The sequence below is a fragment of the Sphingomonas sp. genome, from assembly GCF_039595165.1.
In the GTDB taxonomy this organism is placed as follows: Bacteria; Pseudomonadota; Alphaproteobacteria; order Sphingomonadales; family Sphingomonadaceae; genus Sphingomonas.
Genome location: NZ_JBCNMA010000003.1, coordinates 33,253 through 50,937 on the forward strand (window position 1 = coordinate 33,253; position 17,685 = coordinate 50,937).

Genomic DNA, 17,685 nt, shown 5'->3' on the forward strand with positions numbered 1-17,685 from the left:
AGTCATGCCGCTTCCCGCTCGTTGCGCGGGGATAGCGCCGGTGCGGCGGCCTTCTGCGCCTTGAGCCAGGCGTGCATCCGCTCGCTGACGTCGCGGCCGTCGCGGATCGCCTGGACGACCAGGCTCGCGCCCTTGACGATGTCGCCCGCCGCGAACACGCCGTCGAGGTTGGACATCATGCTGCGCGCGTCGGTGCGGATCGTGCCCCAGCGAGTCACGCCGAGCTCGGCCGCGCCGAACAGCGTCGGCAGATCCTCGGCGTCGAAGCCGAGCGCCTTGATCACCAGGTCGGCCTGGACGGTGAACTCGGAGCCCGGGTCGGGCTCGGGCGCGCGGCGGCCGCTCGGGTCGGGCGCGCCGAGCCGCATGCCGGTGGCGCGCACGCCGCTGACCCGGTCACCGCCCTCGAACGCATGCGGGGCCGAGAGCCAGACGAACTCGACGCCTTCCTCCTCGGCATTGGCGGTCTCGCGCTGGCTGCCCGGCATGTTGGCGCGATCGCGGCGATAGAGGCACTTCACCGACGCGGCGCCCTGGCGCACCGCGGTGCGCACGCAGTCCATCGCGGTATCGCCGCCGCCGATCACCACGACATGCTTGCCGGCGGCATCGAGCGACCCGTCGTCGAACGCGGGCACGGCATCGCCGAAGCTCTTGCGGTTCGACGCGATGAGATAGTCGAGCGCCTCGACCACGCCCGCGGCGCCGACGCCCGGCGCCTTGATCGCGCGCGCCTTGTACACGCCGGTGGCGATCAGGATCGCGTCATGCCTGGCGCGCAGCTGCTCGAGCGTCGCGTCGCGGCCGACCTCGAAGCTCTGGTGGAAGACGATGCCGCCCGCGGCGAGGCGGTCGGTGCGGCGCATGACGACCTGCTTCTCGAGCTTGAAGCCGGGGATGCCGTAGGTCAGCAGCCCGCCCGGCCGGTCGTGCCGGTCATAGACGTGCACCTCATAGCCGAAGCCGCGCAGATATTCGGCGGCGGTGAGGCCGGCCGGGCCCGCGCCGATCACGCCGACCGACTGGCCCCGCGCGGGGCCGGGGACGAGCGGCTCGACCCAGCCTTCTTCCCAGGCGGTGTCGGTGATGAACTTCTCGACCGATCCGATCGTGACCGCGCCGTGATCGGAGAATTCGATGACGCAATTGCCCTCGCACAGCCGGTCCTGCGGGCAGATGCGACCGCAGATCTCGGGCATGGTCGAGGTGGCGTTGCTGAGCTCATACGCCTCGCGCAGCCGTCCCTCGGCGGTCAGCCGCAGCCAGTCCGGGATGTGGTTGTGCAGCGGGCAGTGCACCGAGCAGTACGGGACCCCGCATTGCGAGCAGCGCCCGGCCTGCTCCTCGGCGGAGGGCGGGGCGTAGCGTTCCGCGATCTCGCGGAAATCCTGCGCGCGCAACTGGGGCTCGCGCTTGGGCGGAAACGCCTGCGCGCGGTCGACGAATTTGAGCATGACTTCCTTGGCCATGCTGCGCCGTTGGCAGGTTTCGCGAGGGGAGTCACGCGAAAACCGGCCTATAGGTCAGTAATGCTGTCGTATATCTTGGCGCCTATAGGCCGGAATCGATCATTGCGAAATTTTCTTACAATGTTATGTCCGATCCGGCCTTATCTCATAAGCAGCCAGATCAATGCCGCCATTCCGGCGATGATCCGGTACCAGGCAAAAGGCGCGAAGCCGTAGCGGCCGACGACCTTCACGAATGCCCGCACCACGAGCAGCGCCACCACGAACGCCGCGCCGAACCCGATCGCGATCGCTCCCAAATCGTCGACGCTGAGCAGCGCGCGATCCTTCCACAGCGAATAAACCGTCGCGGCGAGCATCGTCGGCACGGCGAGGAAGAAGCTGAACTCGGCCGCGGTCTTGCGCTCGACTCCCATCAGCAGCGATCCCATGATCGTCGCGCCCGATCGGCTGACGCCTGGCAGCATCGCCAGGCACTGGACGATCCCGATCGACACCGCGGTGCCGGTCGGGATCGCCTCGACGCGGCTGTAGCGCACGATCTTCACGATCCGCTCGATCAGCAGGATCGCGACGCCGCCGACGATCAGCGCCACCGCGACGATCACCGGCGTCTGCATCGCGGCGCGGATCGCGTCATAGGCGACCACCCCGATCACCAATGCGGGCGCGAAGCCGATCAGGATGTTGCGCACGAACGCCACCGACTGCGGCTCGCGGCGCAACAGGCCGATGCCGCGGTCCCAGAAGGTGCGCCAATAGGCGACCAGCACCGCCAGGATCGCGCCGAACTGGATCGCGATCTTGAAGGTGAGCGAGCTCGTGTCGTTGAACCCGAACAGCTCGCCGGCGAGGATCAAATGCCCGGTCGAGGAGACCGGCAGGAACTCGGTCAGCCCCTCGATGATGCCGAGCAGGATGTAGGTCAGGATGTCGTTCATCTGGGTACGCCCCTCGCCGGGGCGCGCCCGGCTTCACGCTTGCCGGTGCGGCGGATGTCAGGCGGCCTGGTGCGAGCCCGCGAAGCGGCCGTGGCGGCGATACTGGGCCAGCCAGCCGGGTGCGACCGCGCCGAGCGGGGTCGGCGTGACGCCGAGCTCGGGCAGCGCGTTGTCCGCCGTTACGTTATCCTGCTGCAGCATCAGCCACTGGTCCCAGCTGATCGGCATGCCCGGCAGGAAGCCGAGCGTGGCGATGCCGGCGCCGACGAGGTCGGGCAGTTCGACCACGCCCTTGCGGCGGCCGGTCTCCGCGACCAGCCAGCGCTGGAACTGCGCGAACGTCATCACGTCGGGCCCGCCGAGCTCGAGCGTGCGCCCGGCAAACGCCCGCGGGTCGGCGAGCGCCTTGACCACCGCCGCCGCGACGTCGGCGACATAGACCGGCTGGATCCGCACCTGCCCGCGCAGCACAGGCACGACCGGCGCCTGCGCGGCGAGCGCGGCGAAGCGGTTCACGAACTGATCCTCGCGCCCGAAGATGAACGAGGGCCGGACGATCGTGGCGCTGGGGAAGGCGTCGCGCACCAGCTGCTCGCCCTCGCCCTTGGAGCGGCCATAGTCGGACTTGGCATCCGGATCCGCGCCGAGCGCGGAGACGTGGACGAAGGCGGACGCGCCCGCCGCGGCGGCGGCCTTGGCGGCATTCTCGGCGCCGGCGGTGTTCACCGGATAGGCCTGGCGTCCGAACGCGCCCGCGAGGTTCACCACCGCATCCGATCCGGCGACGGCACGCGCCAGCGAATCGGCCCGGGTCACGTCGGCGGCGACGAACTGGGTCTGGCCGAGCCCGCCCAGCGGCTTCAGGAACCACGCCTGGCGCGGGTCGCGCTGGGCGATACGCACGCGTGCGCCGGCCTTGAGCAGCGCTTGCGCGACATAGCGTCCGACGAACCCGCCGCCGCCGATCACCGTCACCAGCCTGTCCTTCATCGCGCCCTCGAAAGTCTGTCCAACGCGCTCCCCATGCCGCGTGGCGCGGCAAAGGGCAACCGTGCCGCGACCGGCTGCGAGAAGCGGTTGACAGGCCCCCCGGCCGTCCCCTAGAGGCGCCCGCCTACCCCGTGCCCAGATGGCGGAATTGGTAGACGCACCAGCTTCAGGTGCTGGCGGTCGCAAGGCCGTGGAGGTTCGAGTCCTCTTCTGGGCACCATTTGTTCTTCCGAGGGCATCCGAGAACGTCGAAAAACGGCGGACTTCTGCCGTTTTTTGTGCTATGACCGTCCGGTCAAATCCGGGCTGATCCGGCACCAATCGGGAACAAATATGGTATCCTGCATGGTATCGGAGACCCCGCATGGACGGGCGGATACCATGGGAAGACTCTACTCAACGACCATCACAAACGCCAAACCACGCGAGCGCGAATATAAGCTCACCGACGGGGCCGGGCTCTATCTTCTCGTCAAACCGAACGGCCGGAAGCTCTGGCGGCTCAACTACGCCCATCTCGGCAAGCAGCGGACGCTTTCGTTCGGCGCGTGGCCGGAGGTCAGCCTCGTCGACGCGCGCGGGCAGCGCGACGAGGCGCGGCGGATGATCGCGGCCGGCCGCGACCCCTCGCATGAAGCCAAGCTCGCGGCCGCTCGCGAGAAGCTATCCGAGGAGAACAGCTTCAAGCTGGTCGCCGAGGAGTGGATCGCCAAGAACGAACGCGAGGGGATGGCGGACGTCACGCTGAGCAAGGTCCGCTGGCTGCTCGCCAAGGCCTATCCCAAGCTCGGCAACCGCCCGATCGCGAAGATCACCGCGCAGGAAGTGCTCGCCGTGCTCCGCTCGGTCGAGGCCACTGGCCGCTACGAAAGCGCGCGCCGGATGCGCAGTGTGCTCAGCCGGGTGTTCCGCTACGCCATCGCGACCACACGAGCCGAGCACGACCCGGCGCGCGACCTTCGGGGCGCGCTCACCGTTCCCAAGGTGAAGCACCTTGCGGCGATCACCACCGAGAAGGGCGCGGGCGAGCTGATGCGGGCGATCGAAGGCTATAGCGGCCACGCCATCACGCTCTATGCGCTCCGGCTCTCCGCCCATCTGTTCGTCCGACCGGGCGAGCTGCGCCAGGCGGAATGGAGCGAGTTCGATTTCGAGCGCGCCGTCTGGGCGATCCCGGCGGAAAAGATGAAGATGCGCCGGCCGCACCGGGTCCCGCTCTCGACCCAGGTGGTCGGGCTGTTCGAGGATCTGCACGAGCTGACCGGCACCGGGCGTTACTGCTTCCCGTCGTTCCGCTCGCCGCGGCGGCCGATGTCGGAGAACACGGTCAATGCCGCGCTCCGCGTGCTTGGCTTCAAGCAGGATCAGATGACCGCACACGGCTTCCGGGCGATGGCAGCTACGCTCCTCAACGAGTCGGGCCTGTTTAACCCGGACGCGATCGAGCGCCAGCTCGCGCATATGGAGAACAACGGGGTGCGCCGCGCCTATACCCGCGGCGAATACTGGGACGAGCGGGTGCGGATGATGCAGCACTGGTCCGATCACCTCGATCATCTCCGCGACGGCGCGAAGCTCCTGAAGCCGAACTTCGGCGCTGGCGCAGCTGGGGCGCTTCATGCGTCACGCATCGGGGTAGGTCCATAAAGTGACCCCGGCGATCGATTCGAAGACGGACCCGGCGCCGCCATTGAGCCGGTCGTGCTCCTCGACTTTTCGCTCCGCCCAAGCGAGCCAGTCGGCGGCGTCGATGCCGGCGACCGGAAGTGTGTCCGGCGGCAGCCGCTCCCGCAGAGCCGCCAGGAACGCGCGGGCGAGCTCCGCCTCGCGCCAAGCCGAAGCCAGCTCGAGCAGGCGCCGAAAGCGCGCGGCATCGAGCTTGCGCGCATTCTCGCGCTCACGCCGCTCTTGGGCCGCAAGCCCGCTCCGGCGGCGATCCTCCTCCCGCTCCCTGCGAAGCTGCTCGAGCGCAGGGAAGGCACCCATGATACCGGCTACGATGTCGTCGAGCTGCTGCTCCAGCGTCGCGCGCTTCGAATCTTCCCATTCCGTGCGCGCTCCTCGTGGAAGCCACGTCTTGATCTCGAAGAGGAGCGAGTCGGTTTCGTTGAGTTCGTAGACCCATTTCTCTGCGTCCGGCCCGCGCCAGCGCAGCTCGTCCGGCGTGAGCTGCCTTTGGCCGCGCTTGAGGCGATATCGCAGCTGGAAGGTGAGTTGCTCACCGTTCCGCACCATCAGCAGTTCGCGGCGCTCGTCCTTCCGAACCTGTACCCCCTGCTTCTCGACCGCCTTGAAGATCGCATCGGCGAGCCTGAAGCGGCGTCGATCGGCGGCCGTCAGCGGCGTCGGCATTATGAGCCGCTTCAGCCGGGGATCGTAGACCTGCTCCTTCTTGCGGACTTCCCGCTCGCGAACGGCAATCCACTCGGCAATCAGAGCATGCGGCCGCACGAGCCGCTCTGGCACCCTGAGCGTGTTGGCAGCGGAAGAATCGGCGTCGGGCACGCATGGGACAGTTTCGACGGACGCATGCGCCTTTTCTCGCTTGCTCGGGCTGATCAAGATGAGCTCCGGAACGCCGGCAGGAGCGGGTTTGAGCGGTCGTACGCTGACGGGCCTGCCCATTTCGATCCGGAGCCAGTGTCCCTGTTCCGGTCTGTCGATCGCGTGCGCATCGCAGATCTGGCTGAGCCGCTGGCCCGAGGTGTCGAAGCGCTCGGCGATCTTGTTGAGCGGCTCGGCCCAGACAAGTTCGTACAGCTCCGCGCGAGTGAGGAGAGCCTGGGGCAATGCAAGTGAACCCGTGATTGGACTACGCTATGTAGACGACGGAGAACTGGTTTCCCCTAAGGCCGGTCTGGAGGACCGAAAACAAAGCCGTCGGGTTCTGTCCTCCATCGGGATTTGCCGTAAATATCACGGTACCGATTGAGTGAGCGCCGGGACGCGCGATCAGTGCGCCTGACGAGAGGGACCTTCCGCTTGACCTGCTTCCACATCCACCGCCTGATAATCGACTAGGACTTGCCAAAGGCCGCCGCCGACTGCGCCGAGACATCGCCCGCCGACAAAAAAGTGCCGCTCACGGCGGGCCCGCAATCAATCAATCGCTCTGCGCGTAAACTGGTGGATACAGGCGCCCCGATGTTTTGCCCGCGGTCGACGCTGCCCTCAGTGCCAGCTAAACAGCCACCGCATTAGGCCCCACGCGCCGGTTAACACCGCCGCCGCCAGCAGCGTGCCGACAATCCAGAATTCCATTGCTTCCCGAACAGTGGGCGTGTCGTCATTGTCCTGCCGTGCCATGCAAGGACTGTGGACGACATGACGATCTGTAGGAAAGCGGAAACTGACCATCTCTTCGCTGGTATGGTTCAACCGTGACGCCTGATGAAGAACGCTGGGCCGAAGCCCTTGCAATTCAGCGCCGGCATGGTCGACGTGCACCTGCTTGGATCGCAGAGCGCATCGGTTCGCTTGCGATCACTGGAGACGTGGCTGGCGTCGAGCGATTCAAGGAGATTGCGCGGCGCTTAGATCAACTAGACACGTCGCGGAACTAGACCCACCAACGCTGTTCATGGTTAATAGGTTGGGGGTACGGTCAGCGCGTGCGATGTCGAAAAGCAGGTTAGTTCAAGGGCGCCAGTCCCTAACCGCGATACAGATCGCGACGCTCCGTTTCGTCTATTGCGGGCTATCATCGAAGCAGATCGCCCGGCTGCTTGGTACGTCTCCTCACACGATCGATGCTCGCGCGGCACGAGCGACTAAGAATCTCGGCCTGCAGGAACGGGGCGACGCGGCACGTTGGGTGATGGCGAACGTTCCGGGACCATATGAAAGATTGATATATGAACTGATGGCGGTTGCCCCCCGCCTTCCATCCGTCGCAACTCCAATGCCGGACGAACCGGCGATGTCCGAGGGACACGGGGTAGCGGAAATGCCAGCGGCATATTTCCCGCCCTCAACACGGCTTCCCGGGACGGTCCATTTTTGGAGTTGGGGGAGCCCGGATGACATACGTCCACTCACGCGCGCCTGGCTGATACCAGCCTTCGCGTTTCTGATCCTGGCCATCGTGTTCACGCTTCTGGCGATGGGGGAGAGGGCCAGCGAGTGGGCGGACGAAAATCTGCCCTCCTATCGAGTGACCAACACTTAGACGCAGCGCCCTCGCGCTGCGGGGGGATGCTGCATGTCTGAAGTGATCCATGAAGTCGCCGCCGAAATGTCGCCGCTGATTCTCGCGGCCGAAGAGGCGATGGAAGATGCGATGGTTGCGGTCGCCAATCTGATGGCCGGTACCGTCGCGAAGCGCCGTGAAGTGGGCCTGCTTCCCGTCGAGAATCAGCCGACCGTGCTCTTGCTCCATCGCGCGCTCACCCAGGCGATCGAGTCCAGTGGAAGCGTGCTGCGTGCGCACGGCAAGCTCGAGAAGCAGTATCAGACGCTCGCCAGCGGCGACACGCATCCGCTCACGCGCGAGAATGTCGAAAAGGGCGCTGCTGCCGCAGCACGCCGCCGGGCACCCGCGCTTTCCCTGGTTGGATGAGACCAGCTTGACCACGAGCAGGAGGTGAGGTCAGTCGCGATGCATGCGCTTTTCAATCATCATCGGATTGGTCACCTCCGCGCTTGTGGCGCTGGTGTTCGGGGTGACGCTGCGCGATGCCGTCGCGGTCTATGGTCCTTTGGAGGTCTATGGCGGGATCGCGCGAAGCGCTTTCTATTTCGGGCTTGCCGCTGGCGGATGCACCTATGCCATCCGCTGCGGCGGCATGCCCGAGCGTCTGATTGGCATCATTATCCTTTCAGGGTTGATCGCGGATCCGCTGCTCCACCAGTTTCTGCAAGTGCGCTTCGCGAGGGTCGACCCCACGCATCTTCTGATCGATTCGGTAAGCTTCATCGCGTTCCTCGCGGTGAGCCTGCGCGCGCATAGGTTCTGGCCGCTATGGTTGTCCGCGTTCCAACTGCTCTCGCTCGGTGCTCACGGCGCCAAGGCGATGAACCTCTCGATCCACCCAGTGGTCTATTCGGCAATGACCGTCGCGTGGAGCTATGGGATGCTGTTCCTGCTGATCGGGGCAACGCGATACCACCAGCGGTCGCGCGCGCGCGGCGAGATGCGGAAGTCCTGGAGCGACTTCTCGCGCCGACCGGGAAGGTGGCGCGGAGTTTCGCCGAACGCCTGATCCTGCGTTTTGCGTCGCTGGGCGGTGTCTTGAGCGCGAGCTCGGCGGCAATCGCGCGCGAGACATCCGATCAGGTCGCAAGTCTTCTCGGCGCGCACTGCGCCCTGCTCGAGCACAGTCTTCGTGACCGGCTGCTTGACGCACCGGTCACCGCCAGCGGCGCAGAGCTGGAACGCTATCTTGTCGCGACGATGGGTGACGCGCGCACTGAGCGGCTCCGCGTGCTCTATCTCGATGCCGGCAATCGCTTGATCTGTGACGAGCTGATTGCCGAGGGCGATCCGAATCATATTCCCATATCCGTTCGCCGGATCCTGAACCGGGCGCTCGAGCTGCACGCCGCGGCCATGATCCTGGTCCATAATCATCCGGGCGGATCGCCCGAGCCTAGTCAGGCAGACATCACCTTCACCCGAAGGATCGCGGAAGCTGGAAAGCACCTGGCGATCACGCTGCATGACCATCTCATTGTCGCAGGCAGCGCCTGCATCAGTCTTCGAGCGCGGGGAATGCTCCAATGAATCAGACGATTGATGAGCGCGAGCCAACGGGGCCAAGCACCATCGAGGACGAAGTGGTGCGCCGTCTGGAGTCGGTGCTCGACCTGCTGCGCGGTGAGAAAGCCGATGCGATACCCGATTGCGGCGCGCCGATGGAGGCACCGGCAACTCAGCTGATCACCGCCACGGCAAAAGCCATGTATCGGGCACGGCGGCGGCGCCAGCGCCACTTCGCAATGCTCGAGCGCGACTTTGGCGAACCGGCGTGGGACGTAATGCTTGACCTGTTCATCGCCCGCCGGGAGAAGCGGCGGGTATCGGTCTCAAGCGCCTGCATCGCCGCGGATGTCCCGCCGACAACAGCGTTGCGCTGGATCCAGCATCTGGAGGAGCAGGCGGTCGTCGTGCGCGAGCCCGATCCCTCCGACCGTCGCCGCACCTATCTGCAGCTGTCCGAACCGATCGCGGCCGCGATGGAAGGCTACATTACCGAGCTGGTCACAGGCGCGGGTGCGGGCTGACCGATGGCCGCGGTTTCCAAGACGAGCGCCAGGGCGTGGTCGATGTGGCAGGCAATGCGGGACATGCCGAGCGCGTCAGCTGCATCCAGCGCATCGCGCAGCGATGCGATCAGATCGGACATGGTGGGCTTCTCGATCATCAATCTCAATCCTCGTGTCACGGGCCTCTGTAGGGACGCAACGATGAATCCAACCTGCAACGAGCGTGGTGAGCCGCCCATTAGCTCCACATTGGAACGAGCGGAGAAGGGGGCGGTTTCGCGATGAACGATGAGGGCGACCGCTACGCCGCGGAAGTTCAGGATCAGGTGTTCTTCGCCACGATCCGCGCAATCGCCAGCCTCATGCACCCGAAGGGCACGTCAGACGCGCAGCGATCGCTAAGTCTGTTCGCGACCGTCGATGCGCTCCTCAAGGTCATTGCCGAACTACTTGCAGAGGCAAAGCTGCTCGACGATCCGGCTATCGAAGCCGCCATGCTAGCCGATCTCCAGTCCAGACTTCGTCGTCATATGGAGGAGGCAAAGGCATCCGTCGCGGATCAATCTGTTCAGACAGGGCTCTCTGGCGCCGGCGTGCATTGATCAAAGCTCGATTGCTTGGGTCAGTCCATGCATAGGCCTCGGCTGGCGGAGATTCGGATTCAATTTTGCGGGAGGGGTGAAATGCTCCAGAACGGATCCATCCGGTTTTGCGGGCTGGGTACCTGAGGGATAGTCGCCGTCTTGCAACGGATGGGCTCGGCTTAGGTCGACCCTTTGCTCCTTCCATATTCGGCCCGGTGGTAATCTGCCGGGGCAATTTTTGGCTCCCGGCGCGACCCGGCTTTGGTGCATTTGCCCACGCTATTGGCCGTGCTACCGTCACGGCGGATAGAGTCAAAATGGACAAAAAATATGCGGCTGACGGGGCGAGCAACTTTAGTTCGACGTCAGCCAAGTGATAGGTCTGCCATATGCGGACACGAGAAGAGCTTGTAGCAGCGACCGTTCCGGCCAGCGCCGGCGCCGATTTCAGCGCTCGTCGTGACGGCGGATTGGTCCAACTGACACCTCTCAACCGACACGCGCAGGAATGGCTCGTGTCGAATGTAGAAGCGAATGCGACCTGGAACGAAGGGGCGCTGGTCCTCGAACTGCGATATTTTCCGCCGCTCGCGGACGGGATTCTGGACGCAGGTTTTTACTTCGAATGCGACGCAAACATTCACTGAGTGAGACCATCTTCTCACTCTGACACCAGTCGCGGTCAATTGACGTCTTGATCGATCAACGGTCGCAGTTTGCTTGATCCTCAAAGTCTCCGACTGGCAGCAGCCGAGTCATATAAAGCAACGGTGATATCTTCTTCGGAATCTTGGCGCGCATGAGATCACTGTGCCAAGCTGCTCAAGGAAATGAAGGAGCCCCTATATCGTACACGGGTTTCGATCGTCGTTTCGGGATTGGGTCAGCGAAGAGAGTAACCACGCGGGTGAAGTCGCAGAGGCCGCTCTCGCACACGTTGCAGCTAACAGTACCCAAGCGGCATATCGCCGTGGCAGTCTGCTGATAAAGCGGCGAAAGTTAATGAACGACTGGGGCGATCTTCCGCTTTTCCGCAAACTAACGGGTGGGGCCGCGATTATATATCCTCGTAGCTATCGTTAGTCTCCTCACTCCAACCGATAGCAGAGAGGCTTCGCTATAGCGGGCATGGTGGCGGAGCTATGTGATAAATAATGTATCTTGGTCGTTTATAGATAAATGGCCGGGAGTGCTATCCCGGCCAAGTAAAAATCAGCATCCAGCTTACTGGATGTTGATTTTCTGATCTATATGTCTTGGCAAACTAACCTTCCATAGCCTGTTGATGTGCCCGCAATTTGGCGTTCGCGAGAAATCTTCCGATTTCAGAAGGAATTCATTCGAGCTCGTCCATTGTTCAAGCACCAGGCTTACCTCTTCTGCATTTATCAAACAATTGTCTCGAGAACGCCCATAAGAGATTAGGTGTGATACAGTGTTGTCAAATCCTGTATCTCTGTTTTCGAAAAGATCATATATTTCAATCTTGTAAACCTGCCCGGACCCGTCACCATAATTTAATATCAGGAACTCTCCGTTACGCGCTGACGAAATTACAGCAGGAGTTTTTGGGTCAATAGTCAGAGTTTTTCCATTTACTTTAAGTTTTAACAAGGATTTGCCATTGAAATTGTACCGGACTCCCCCTGGTAATACTCCACTTGTTGATTTCCCATCATAAAGGCTCGCTTTTGTTGGACCTTCTTGGGGCGCTGTTGCACAAGAAGTAAGTAGGAGAAGCGTTAATTTCCAGTAGGACATTGCACACCCGCGCTATTATCTGGAACTACAACTATGACCGGCACCCGCCGTGTAGACGCGAAGGCCTGCTTCTGATCACTATACCTATAAAGATCGATATGAAAGCCAGGTTGATTGCGAGCGCTGGCTGGTCCGATTACGTCCATAACGGTATAGGGTCCGGTCGATGGCAAGCCCGGCGGGATCGCCGGCGCTCCGTTAGACGGTGCCTGAGCGGCTGCCCAAATAGGATAGATTCTTACCTCGGCCAAAGCGCCACGAGCTGCACCTTTCGCATTTGGGACGCCAAAGTCAGATGGGTCGATTGCCACACCGCCATTGGGAATCTGGTTGCCCGGCGTTTGTGAAATAGACGTAGGGTTACTGGTATTCGCCTGGTTAGGCCCGACACCGGTTATTTTCGCAACAACGGGGGGGCAAATAGTTAGCCCCGGCACCGACTGTCCGCCACCGCCGCCACTGCCCGAGCCGTCGTATCCATCCTCTCGATAGTACCACCAATCAGGAACGGGAAACTCATCGGAGTCACAACTCCAAGCAACGCTGACACCGTCACTGCCAGAAACCTCAACTTTGTGACATCTTTTCCCCGTCGGATCGGTGAAATTAACCGGATCGCCCTTTACATACGCATACAGGTTCAACCCGTCCCCATTGCCAATCGGATCGGTCTGCATGAACCGCCCGAGCACCGGATTGTAGATGCGCGCCTTGTAGTAATACGCCCCCAGCTCCGGCAGCCACAGCTGCCCGGTATAGCCGAACGACCCGATATTGCCGCTCGCCGGCACGCCGTACTCGTCATAGCTGTTGGTGGCGATCGACGCGCCCGTGCCGTCGCTCACCGCGACGATCGAACCGCGCTCGTCTGCATGCAGCCAACGTCGGTCGCCGGTGCCGCTGCCCTCGTACCACACCAAAGGCGCATCCATCCCCGGGCCATGGACATAGCGCCGCAGCACCGTTCCGCTGGCATTCATTTCGAGCGCCAGGTCCAACCCGTCCCACGCATAGCGCGTGTCGGCGCTGCCCAGCGCGCGGATCAGCCGCCCTGCCGGATCGGGATAGAACTGGTCGATCCCCGCGCCACTCTTCATCCAGTTCTCGGCATCATAGTAATAGGCGGTCGATCCGATCGCGGTGACGTTGCCGCGCCCGTCGCTGTGGCTCACGCTGGTGGAACCGGTCTGAGTCACCTGGTTGAGGCCGTTGATCGTGTCGGTCCGGTTGACGTTGGCGAAGCCCGGAAAGGCATAGCCGTCGTTGTCGCGCGTCCGGCTCGCGATACCGCTCGCCGGATCGTGCGTGAACGTCGCCGTCACGTCGTGCGAAGTGCCCGCCAGGTCATGCCCGAGCGAGGCCAGCCGCGACACCGCGTCATAGCCATAGCTCGTCACCGTCCCGTTGCCGCGCGTCAGGCTGGTGCGCCGGCCGAGATCGTCATAGCCGAACGTCGCCAGCACGCCCGCGCCCGAGGTCGCGCCATTCTCGCGGATCGCCGAGACCTCGCCCGTCACCAGATAGTCGTACTGGGCATAAAAGCTGCCGCCCGGGTAGGTCACCCGCGTGCGCCGTCCCGCCAGGTCGTACTGGTAGGTGAAGCTGCCCGAATTCGCTGCCGCGCTGGTGTTGCGCCCCAGCGCGTCGAACGCGAACGACAGCGAATGCCCGTCGGTCTTCGCGATGCCCGTCATCCGCCCGAGCAGGTCGTAGCTGTAGCTCGTGTCGAAATGCGCGACCGGCAGATCCTTGCTCGTCAGCCGCGACAGATCGTCATAGCCGAAGTCGATCTCCTGCCCGTCGCGCAGACGCCGCTTGGTGACGTTCGAGCCGGGATCGTAGGTCAGCTCCTCATAGTCGGTCGTCGAACTGCTGCCCGCGCTCGAGGGATCGGGGAAGCGCGTCTTCTTGAGACGATCATGCCCATCATATTCGTACGTCGTCTTGTTGCCCTTGCCGTCGGTGACCGTTTCGACCTGACCATTGGGCGTGAAGCTCACATAGTCGTGCGACGCCGCGGCCGTGCCGAACGCGCGGTGATAGTCGACCACACGTCCAAGGGCGTCGATCCCACGTTGCTCGACCCGGTCGGGGCCGTTGGGACCGGTGAGCTGTGGGGTACAGGAATCGCTCTGCACCGCCCACTGGGCCGGGTCCATTCGCTGCGCAATGCACACAAGATGGCCGCGATTGTCGTAGCCATATTGCGTCACCGCGTAGTTGGCGCTGCCCGCCGACAATACCTCCTTCGTCTTGCGTCCATTGGTCCAAGTGGTCGTCACCTTCTCGGCCGGCGCGAACGCTGCCCATGCGGTGTCGTCGGTGCCGGTCACCGTACCGCGCTCGATCTGCGTCACCCGGCCGGCGCTATCATAGCCAACCTTCTGCGCGCGCCGCTTAAGCGACCCGCTGCCATCAGGATCAGCCGAAATCACACCGGTTGAGCGCCGCATCACGTCATAGCGATAAATGGTCGTATCGGCCGTGCCAGCAAGTGGCCCATCAACGGTCGTGACGTTGCCTACTACATCATAGCCATAGGTGGTGGTCGCAGCGAGCGAGCTGTTCCCGGCCGCCACTGTCGTCGAGGTTAGCCGGTGCTGCGTGTCATACGTAGCCGTGTATTTGATTTCGTCAGCAGTGCCGGCGCAATTCGCTGAGGTCTGGCACGCTGATACGCCGGTCAACAGCGAAATTCCGGCAATTGTCGAGTAGCTATAGCGCGCCTGGGGCCGCGTCCCGCCGCTCGTAGCCGCCGGCTGCGTTACCGTAAGCACGCCGCCATGCCCGGCATCATAGGAATAGTCTGTCACCTTACCGCGCGCATCTGTGGTCGAGTTGGGCTGGTTGCAGACCTTCGCATTCGCGCAGATCGACGAATAGGACGCGCTGGTGACGATGTTGTTCGGCCCTGAACCGCCCTTGTCCACCCGGGTCGTCTGCGTGATGTTACCGCGCGCGTCGTAGAGGTGCTCGACATAGTTGCCTTCGGGCTGAGTGACGCGCGTTAGCCGTCCGCTAGTGTCGAACTGATAGGATGTCGTCTGGTTGAGGGCATTCTTCACCGAAGTGACGCGCCCGCGCGTCAGGTCAGCTATTACGATGGTTGCCTGCGAGAGCGCGTTGGTGATGGTAGTGGTTGCCGTCGAGCCACTGACCGATCTAGCGTAGCCAGTCGTAACGCCGTCATTGGCAACGGAGGTCACCACACCGCCAGTTCCATAGCTGATACTGATGTCATCTGCCGTACTTCCTGGTCGCTTGATTGAGCTCACTCGCCCACCCACGCCCGTGAACTGCCATTGGTTATTGAGCAAATCCGACACAGTGAGTGTCGAACCGGAGCTATGGTAAGTCCTTGAATAATTCGCTGAAGCACAGTTCGGGACGCAGGTTTCGCCCGCGTCGACGAAAGTTGCCTTGGTCCGAACAGACCACTCGCTCGGCGGCACGCCTATACCGGTGTAATCGGTCTCGTATGTAAAGTCGATCCGATTTCCCGAAGGGCTGGTGATCGACATCAAACGGCTGAAACTTGAGCCGTTAGGACAATCTCCTTCCCCATCTTCGTCGCAGACTTGGTGTAGCGCCCAGTCCAGACTGTAAGTTGCGCCATTGGGCTTGGTTATAGAAACCGGGAAGCCGCAACTCTGAACTCCGGCCTGCAAGTTGCAGCTCGGCGCACGCACGGGGTAACCATCGCCATCAAGTGTCTGGTACTCGATCGTGGTTCCATCACGAGCCGTGTATCGATAGTTCCCAAAAGGAAGCGCGACGAGCGAGCTGCCATCAGCCTTGCTCGGTTTATATTGGCCACCGGAGAACAGGAACGAATCCGAGATCGGACCGAACTCGAGGATTACGACAATACTTCCATTGATGGTCTTCCGCTTGAAGGTGGATGCCCAATTGTCAGTCCACCGAGCCCCGTTAAGTAAGATTCGTTGAAGCTCGAGACGACTCTCACCTGCCCCAATTGACCCTTCTTCCATGACAAAGCCGAACTGGCCGGTAACGGGGTCGACGCCGTTCTCATCGCGGTTCGAGTAAGGCGGTGGTTCGTTTTGCGCCAGCGCAGGCGCAGCCATGCCACTTGCAAGAATACTTGTTGCCACGAGCCAGGTCCTGGCTCGGCCATATGGGCGCACGTCGCCCTGCCGTTGAATCAGCATGATTAGAATCTCCGTCAATTTGAGAAAGTTGGATTGGCGCGCGGCTACGGCGCGCCGGTCACCGTCTTGTTGGTCCGGTTGTCGGCCTTGTCGTAGGTGTAGTTGGTCTGGACGTTGTTGTTCACCATCCCGCTATGCTTCACCGCGACTAGGCGGCCGCGCGCGTCATAGCTGTAGCTGACCGTCTCCGACGCCAAGACCGATGCAGTCGTCGCTACGACTGCCGCCGCAAGACCCGCGGCAAGCAGTTCCTTGTATTTTGCCATCTCTTATTCCCGTGCCGGCAAGCCGCAGGCGGGGAGAAACGCCTCTCACGACTCGCCGACAAGGGAACGGGTAGGGAACATGATCCTACAAATCTCCTACAATCATAGGATAGTGTAAGATTGTAGGATTCAGGCGAGCCGCCGCCCTGCCCACACCACGCGGCCGATCAGATCCACTCCCTCGGGCGGACAATCGGCCCAGGTCGGATAGGCAGGGTTGTCGCTGGCGATAGTGAGCAGACCGGTGAACGGATGGAGCGAGAGCCGCTTGACCATCAGCGTGTCGTCGCGGCGCAGGGCATAGATGCCATCGCGCAGTCTCGGGGCTGCATCGGCGCGGTCGATCAGGATATCGTCGCCATCGGCAAGCGTCGGCGCCATTGAATCGCCCGACACCTGGATGATCGACAACTGGTCGAGCTTGCCGCTGGTGATGCGCGACAGCCAGCGGCGGTCGAACCCGAACTGCGCGATCGGCGCCTCGCCTTCGACGAACGCGCCCGGCCCCGCCGAAGCCTGCACCGCCAGCTTGGGCACCATCATAAAGTCGGAGGCGGGTGCGGTGGGACCGCCGAGCTCGCTCTCGTCCACGCCCAGATAGCGCGCGAGCTTGCGGCGATCGGCTTCCTCGAGCCGGCGCGGCGAGCCCCGGCGGATATATTGCTGGATATAGGCGGCATTACGCCCGAGCAGCCGCGAGATGCTCGCATAGCTCTCGCCCCTGCGCTCGACCAGGCGCTCCAGCGCCGCGCGTGCTTCTACGTCATCCATGGCCGGACCATAGCGCAGGAAAAATCCTAGACAAGTAGGAAATGGCTTGAGAACATATATCGAACATCGATTCGGAGGCTGCCATGCTGCGCATGATTGTCGAAAAGCATCTCAAGACCTGGCGTGTGCCGCCGACCCGGTTCGGGCGCGACGCGGTCGGCGACCCCTGCTTCGTGTTCGATCTTCGCGACGGGCGCGAACCGCGGCCGCGCACCGAGCGCCGCGTGCGCGCCTATATCGCGGCCTTCGAGCAGGAGCGCGCGCAATGAACCGGCGGCTTGTCACGCTTTGCTGCGCGCTCGCGCTTTCCGGCTGCGCGATCGGGCCGGTCTTCGTGCCCAAATTCTCGCAGGCCTTCGGTCGATACGCTGCGCTGCACGAGCTGCGGCCGAGCGTACCGGTGGGGGCGCTGTGGGTTCCGGGCCATGGTCCCTATGGGAGGGCGCGTTACCCGACAATCTCGTGACCGAGCCCGGGCTCCGGGAGATCACCATCGATAACAATCTTCAGGCGAGCTTCACCACGGG

18 protein-coding genes, 1 tRNA gene and 1 pseudogene are annotated in these 17,685 nt (G+C 62.9%); 11 read left to right on the forward strand and 9 right to left on the reverse strand.

What is annotated here, in order from left to right:
• Positions 1 to 2: 2 nt before the first annotated feature.
• From ABDV68_RS00935 to ABDV68_RS00945, 3 genes are all read right to left on the reverse strand, one after another.
• Positions 3 to 1,469: an NAD(P)-dependent oxidoreductase gene (locus ABDV68_RS00935; RefSeq protein WP_343517767.1), complete on the reverse strand. Its 1,467-nt coding sequence runs from the start codon at positions 1,467 to 1,469 to the stop codon at positions 3 to 5.
• Between the two features lie 140 nt (positions 1,470 to 1,609).
• The gene (locus tag ABDV68_RS00940) at positions 1,610 to 2,410 is read right to left on the reverse strand and encodes an undecaprenyl-diphosphate phosphatase (protein WP_343517768.1); all 801 of its coding nucleotides are present in this window, start codon (positions 2,408 to 2,410) and stop codon (positions 1,610 to 1,612) included.
• A 57-nt stretch (positions 2,411 to 2,467) separates the two neighbouring features.
• Positions 2,468 to 3,400 (reverse strand): complex I NDUFA9 subunit family protein, encoded by a 933-nt coding sequence (locus ABDV68_RS00945; RefSeq protein WP_343517769.1) that lies wholly within the window; start codon positions 3,398 to 3,400, stop codon positions 2,468 to 2,470.
• 133 nt (positions 3,401 to 3,533) lie between these two features.
• Between ABDV68_RS00945 and ABDV68_RS00950 the strand changes: the two genes are divergently transcribed.
• Positions 3,534 to 3,620, forward strand: a tRNA-Leu gene (locus ABDV68_RS00950).
• Between the two features lie 161 nt (positions 3,621 to 3,781).
• The gene (locus tag ABDV68_RS00955; protein ID WP_343517770.1) at positions 3,782 to 5,047 is read left to right on the forward strand and encodes an integrase arm-type DNA-binding domain-containing protein; all 1,266 of its coding nucleotides are present in this window, start codon (positions 3,782 to 3,784) and stop codon (positions 5,045 to 5,047) included.
• On the opposite strand, the gene ABDV68_RS00960 is transcribed toward ABDV68_RS00955, so the two are convergent.
• Together ABDV68_RS00960 and ABDV68_RS00965 are read right to left on the reverse strand one after the other, a co-directional pair.
• Positions 5,024 to 6,190, reverse strand: coding sequence for a hypothetical protein (locus tag ABDV68_RS00960; RefSeq protein ID WP_343517771.1), 1,167 nt, complete (start codon positions 6,188 to 6,190; stop codon positions 5,024 to 5,026). The two genes, ABDV68_RS00955 and ABDV68_RS00960, sit on opposite strands and share 24 nt — an antisense overlap.
• A gap of 381 nt (positions 6,191 to 6,571) precedes the next feature.
• Positions 6,572 to 6,778, reverse strand: a complete 207-nt coding sequence (locus ABDV68_RS00965) for a hypothetical protein (protein WP_343517772.1) — start codon at positions 6,776 to 6,778, stop codon at positions 6,572 to 6,574.
• Positions 6,779 to 7,601: 823 nt separating this feature from the next.
• On the opposite strand from ABDV68_RS00965, the gene ABDV68_RS00970 reads away from it, so the two are divergent.
• From ABDV68_RS00970 to ABDV68_RS00985, 4 genes are all read left to right on the forward strand, one after another.
• Positions 7,602 to 7,958: a hypothetical protein gene (locus tag ABDV68_RS00970; RefSeq protein WP_343517773.1), complete on the forward strand. Its 357-nt coding sequence runs from the start codon at positions 7,602 to 7,604 to the stop codon at positions 7,956 to 7,958.
• 67 nt (positions 7,959 to 8,025) lie between these two features.
• Positions 8,026 to 8,601, forward strand: coding sequence for a hypothetical protein (locus ABDV68_RS00975; protein ID WP_343517774.1), 576 nt, complete (start codon positions 8,026 to 8,028; stop codon positions 8,599 to 8,601).
• Positions 8,574 to 9,122, forward strand: coding sequence for a JAB domain-containing protein (locus tag ABDV68_RS00980; protein WP_343517775.1), 549 nt, complete (start codon positions 8,574 to 8,576; stop codon positions 9,120 to 9,122). Before ABDV68_RS00975 ends, ABDV68_RS00980 begins: the two co-directional genes overlap by 28 nt.
• A complete protein-coding gene (locus ABDV68_RS00985) occupies positions 9,119 to 9,622 on the forward strand; it encodes a winged helix DNA-binding protein (RefSeq protein ID WP_343517776.1) in 504 nt (167 codons plus the stop codon). Before ABDV68_RS00980 ends, ABDV68_RS00985 begins: the two co-directional genes overlap by 4 nt.
• On the opposite strand, the gene ABDV68_RS00990 is transcribed toward ABDV68_RS00985, so the two are convergent.
• Positions 9,583 to 9,762, reverse strand: coding sequence for a hypothetical protein (locus ABDV68_RS00990; protein WP_343517777.1), 180 nt, complete (start codon positions 9,760 to 9,762; stop codon positions 9,583 to 9,585). The two genes, ABDV68_RS00985 and ABDV68_RS00990, sit on opposite strands and share 40 nt — an antisense overlap.
• Positions 9,763 to 9,885: 123 nt before the next feature.
• Between ABDV68_RS00990 and ABDV68_RS00995 the strand changes: the two genes are divergently transcribed.
• From ABDV68_RS00995 to ABDV68_RS01005, 3 genes and pseudogenes are all read left to right on the forward strand, one after another.
• The gene (locus tag ABDV68_RS00995; protein WP_343517778.1) at positions 9,886 to 10,206 is read left to right on the forward strand and encodes a hypothetical protein; all 321 of its coding nucleotides are present in this window, start codon (positions 9,886 to 9,888) and stop codon (positions 10,204 to 10,206) included.
• 371 nt (positions 10,207 to 10,577) lie between these two features.
• Positions 10,578 to 10,835 (forward strand): hypothetical protein, encoded by a 258-nt coding sequence (locus ABDV68_RS01000; RefSeq protein ID WP_343517779.1) that lies wholly within the window; start codon positions 10,578 to 10,580, stop codon positions 10,833 to 10,835.
• A 202-nt stretch (positions 10,836 to 11,037) separates the two neighbouring features.
• Positions 11,038 to 11,271: pseudogene (locus tag ABDV68_RS01005) on the forward strand (hypothetical protein); the annotation flags it as partial.
• Between the two features lie 659 nt (positions 11,272 to 11,930).
• Here the strand turns inward: ABDV68_RS01005 and ABDV68_RS01010 are convergent.
• The 3 genes from ABDV68_RS01010 to ABDV68_RS01020 form a co-directional block, all read right to left on the reverse strand.
• Entirely contained in the window at positions 11,931 to 16,121 is a 4,191-nt protein-coding gene (locus ABDV68_RS01010; protein ID WP_343517780.1) for an RHS repeat-associated core domain-containing protein, read from the reverse strand.
• A 44-nt stretch (positions 16,122 to 16,165) separates the two neighbouring features.
• Positions 16,166 to 16,387: a hypothetical protein gene (locus ABDV68_RS01015; RefSeq protein ID WP_343517781.1), complete on the reverse strand. Its 222-nt coding sequence runs from the start codon at positions 16,385 to 16,387 to the stop codon at positions 16,166 to 16,168.
• 129 nt (positions 16,388 to 16,516) lie between these two features.
• Entirely contained in the window at positions 16,517 to 17,158 is a 642-nt protein-coding gene (locus ABDV68_RS01020; RefSeq protein WP_343517782.1) for a S24 family peptidase, read from the reverse strand.
• An 83-nt stretch (positions 17,159 to 17,241) separates the two neighbouring features.
• Here ABDV68_RS01020 and ABDV68_RS01025 point away from each other — a divergent pair, with 83 nt between their 5' ends.
• Together ABDV68_RS01025 and ABDV68_RS01030 are read left to right on the forward strand one after the other, a co-directional pair.
• Positions 17,242 to 17,427: a hypothetical protein gene (locus ABDV68_RS01025; protein WP_343517783.1), complete on the forward strand. Its 186-nt coding sequence runs from the start codon at positions 17,242 to 17,244 to the stop codon at positions 17,425 to 17,427.
• Positions 17,424 to 17,624, forward strand: a complete 201-nt coding sequence (locus tag ABDV68_RS01030) for a hypothetical protein (RefSeq protein WP_343517784.1) — start codon at positions 17,424 to 17,426, stop codon at positions 17,622 to 17,624. The genes ABDV68_RS01025 and ABDV68_RS01030 overlap by 4 nt, the downstream gene beginning before the upstream one ends.
• Positions 17,625 to 17,685: the final 61 nt, after the last annotated feature.

Excerpts from the sequence above, each read along its gene's own strand:
- ABDV68_RS01025 (WP_343517783.1), top strand. The coding sequence starts at position 17,242 with ATGCTGCGCATGATTGTCGAAAAGCATCTCAAGACCTGGCGTGTGCCG.
- ABDV68_RS01030 (WP_343517784.1), top strand. The coding sequence starts at position 17,424 with ATGAACCGGCGGCTTGTCACGCTTTGCTGCGCGCTCGCGCTTTCCGGC.
- ABDV68_RS00990 (WP_343517777.1), bottom strand. The coding sequence starts at position 9,762 with ATGATCGAGAAGCCCACCATGTCCGATCTGATCGCATCGCTGCGCGAT.
- ABDV68_RS01010 (WP_343517780.1), bottom strand. The coding sequence starts at position 16,121 with ATGCTGATTCAACGGCAGGGCGACGTGCGCCCATATGGCCGAGCCAGG.
- ABDV68_RS00995 (WP_343517778.1), top strand. The coding sequence starts at position 9,886 with ATGAACGATGAGGGCGACCGCTACGCCGCGGAAGTTCAGGATCAGGTG.
- ABDV68_RS01015 (WP_343517781.1), bottom strand. The coding sequence starts at position 16,387 with ATGGCAAAATACAAGGAACTGCTTGCCGCGGGTCTTGCGGCGGCAGTC.
- ABDV68_RS00945 (WP_343517769.1), bottom strand. The coding sequence starts at position 3,400 with ATGAAGGACAGGCTGGTGACGGTGATCGGCGGCGGCGGGTTCGTCGGA.
- ABDV68_RS01000 (WP_343517779.1), top strand. The coding sequence starts at position 10,578 with ATGCGGACACGAGAAGAGCTTGTAGCAGCGACCGTTCCGGCCAGCGCC.
- ABDV68_RS00940 (WP_343517768.1), bottom strand. The coding sequence starts at position 2,410 with ATGAACGACATCCTGACCTACATCCTGCTCGGCATCATCGAGGGGCTG.
- ABDV68_RS00955 (WP_343517770.1), top strand. The coding sequence starts at position 3,782 with ATGGGAAGACTCTACTCAACGACCATCACAAACGCCAAACCACGCGAG.
- ABDV68_RS00985 (WP_343517776.1), top strand. The coding sequence starts at position 9,119 with ATGAATCAGACGATTGATGAGCGCGAGCCAACGGGGCCAAGCACCATC.
- ABDV68_RS00970 (WP_343517773.1), top strand. The coding sequence starts at position 7,602 with ATGTCTGAAGTGATCCATGAAGTCGCCGCCGAAATGTCGCCGCTGATT.
- ABDV68_RS01020 (WP_343517782.1), bottom strand. The coding sequence starts at position 17,158 with ATGGATGACGTAGAAGCACGCGCGGCGCTGGAGCGCCTGGTCGAGCGC.
- ABDV68_RS00935 (WP_343517767.1), bottom strand. The coding sequence starts at position 1,469 with ATGGCCAAGGAAGTCATGCTCAAATTCGTCGACCGCGCGCAGGCGTTT.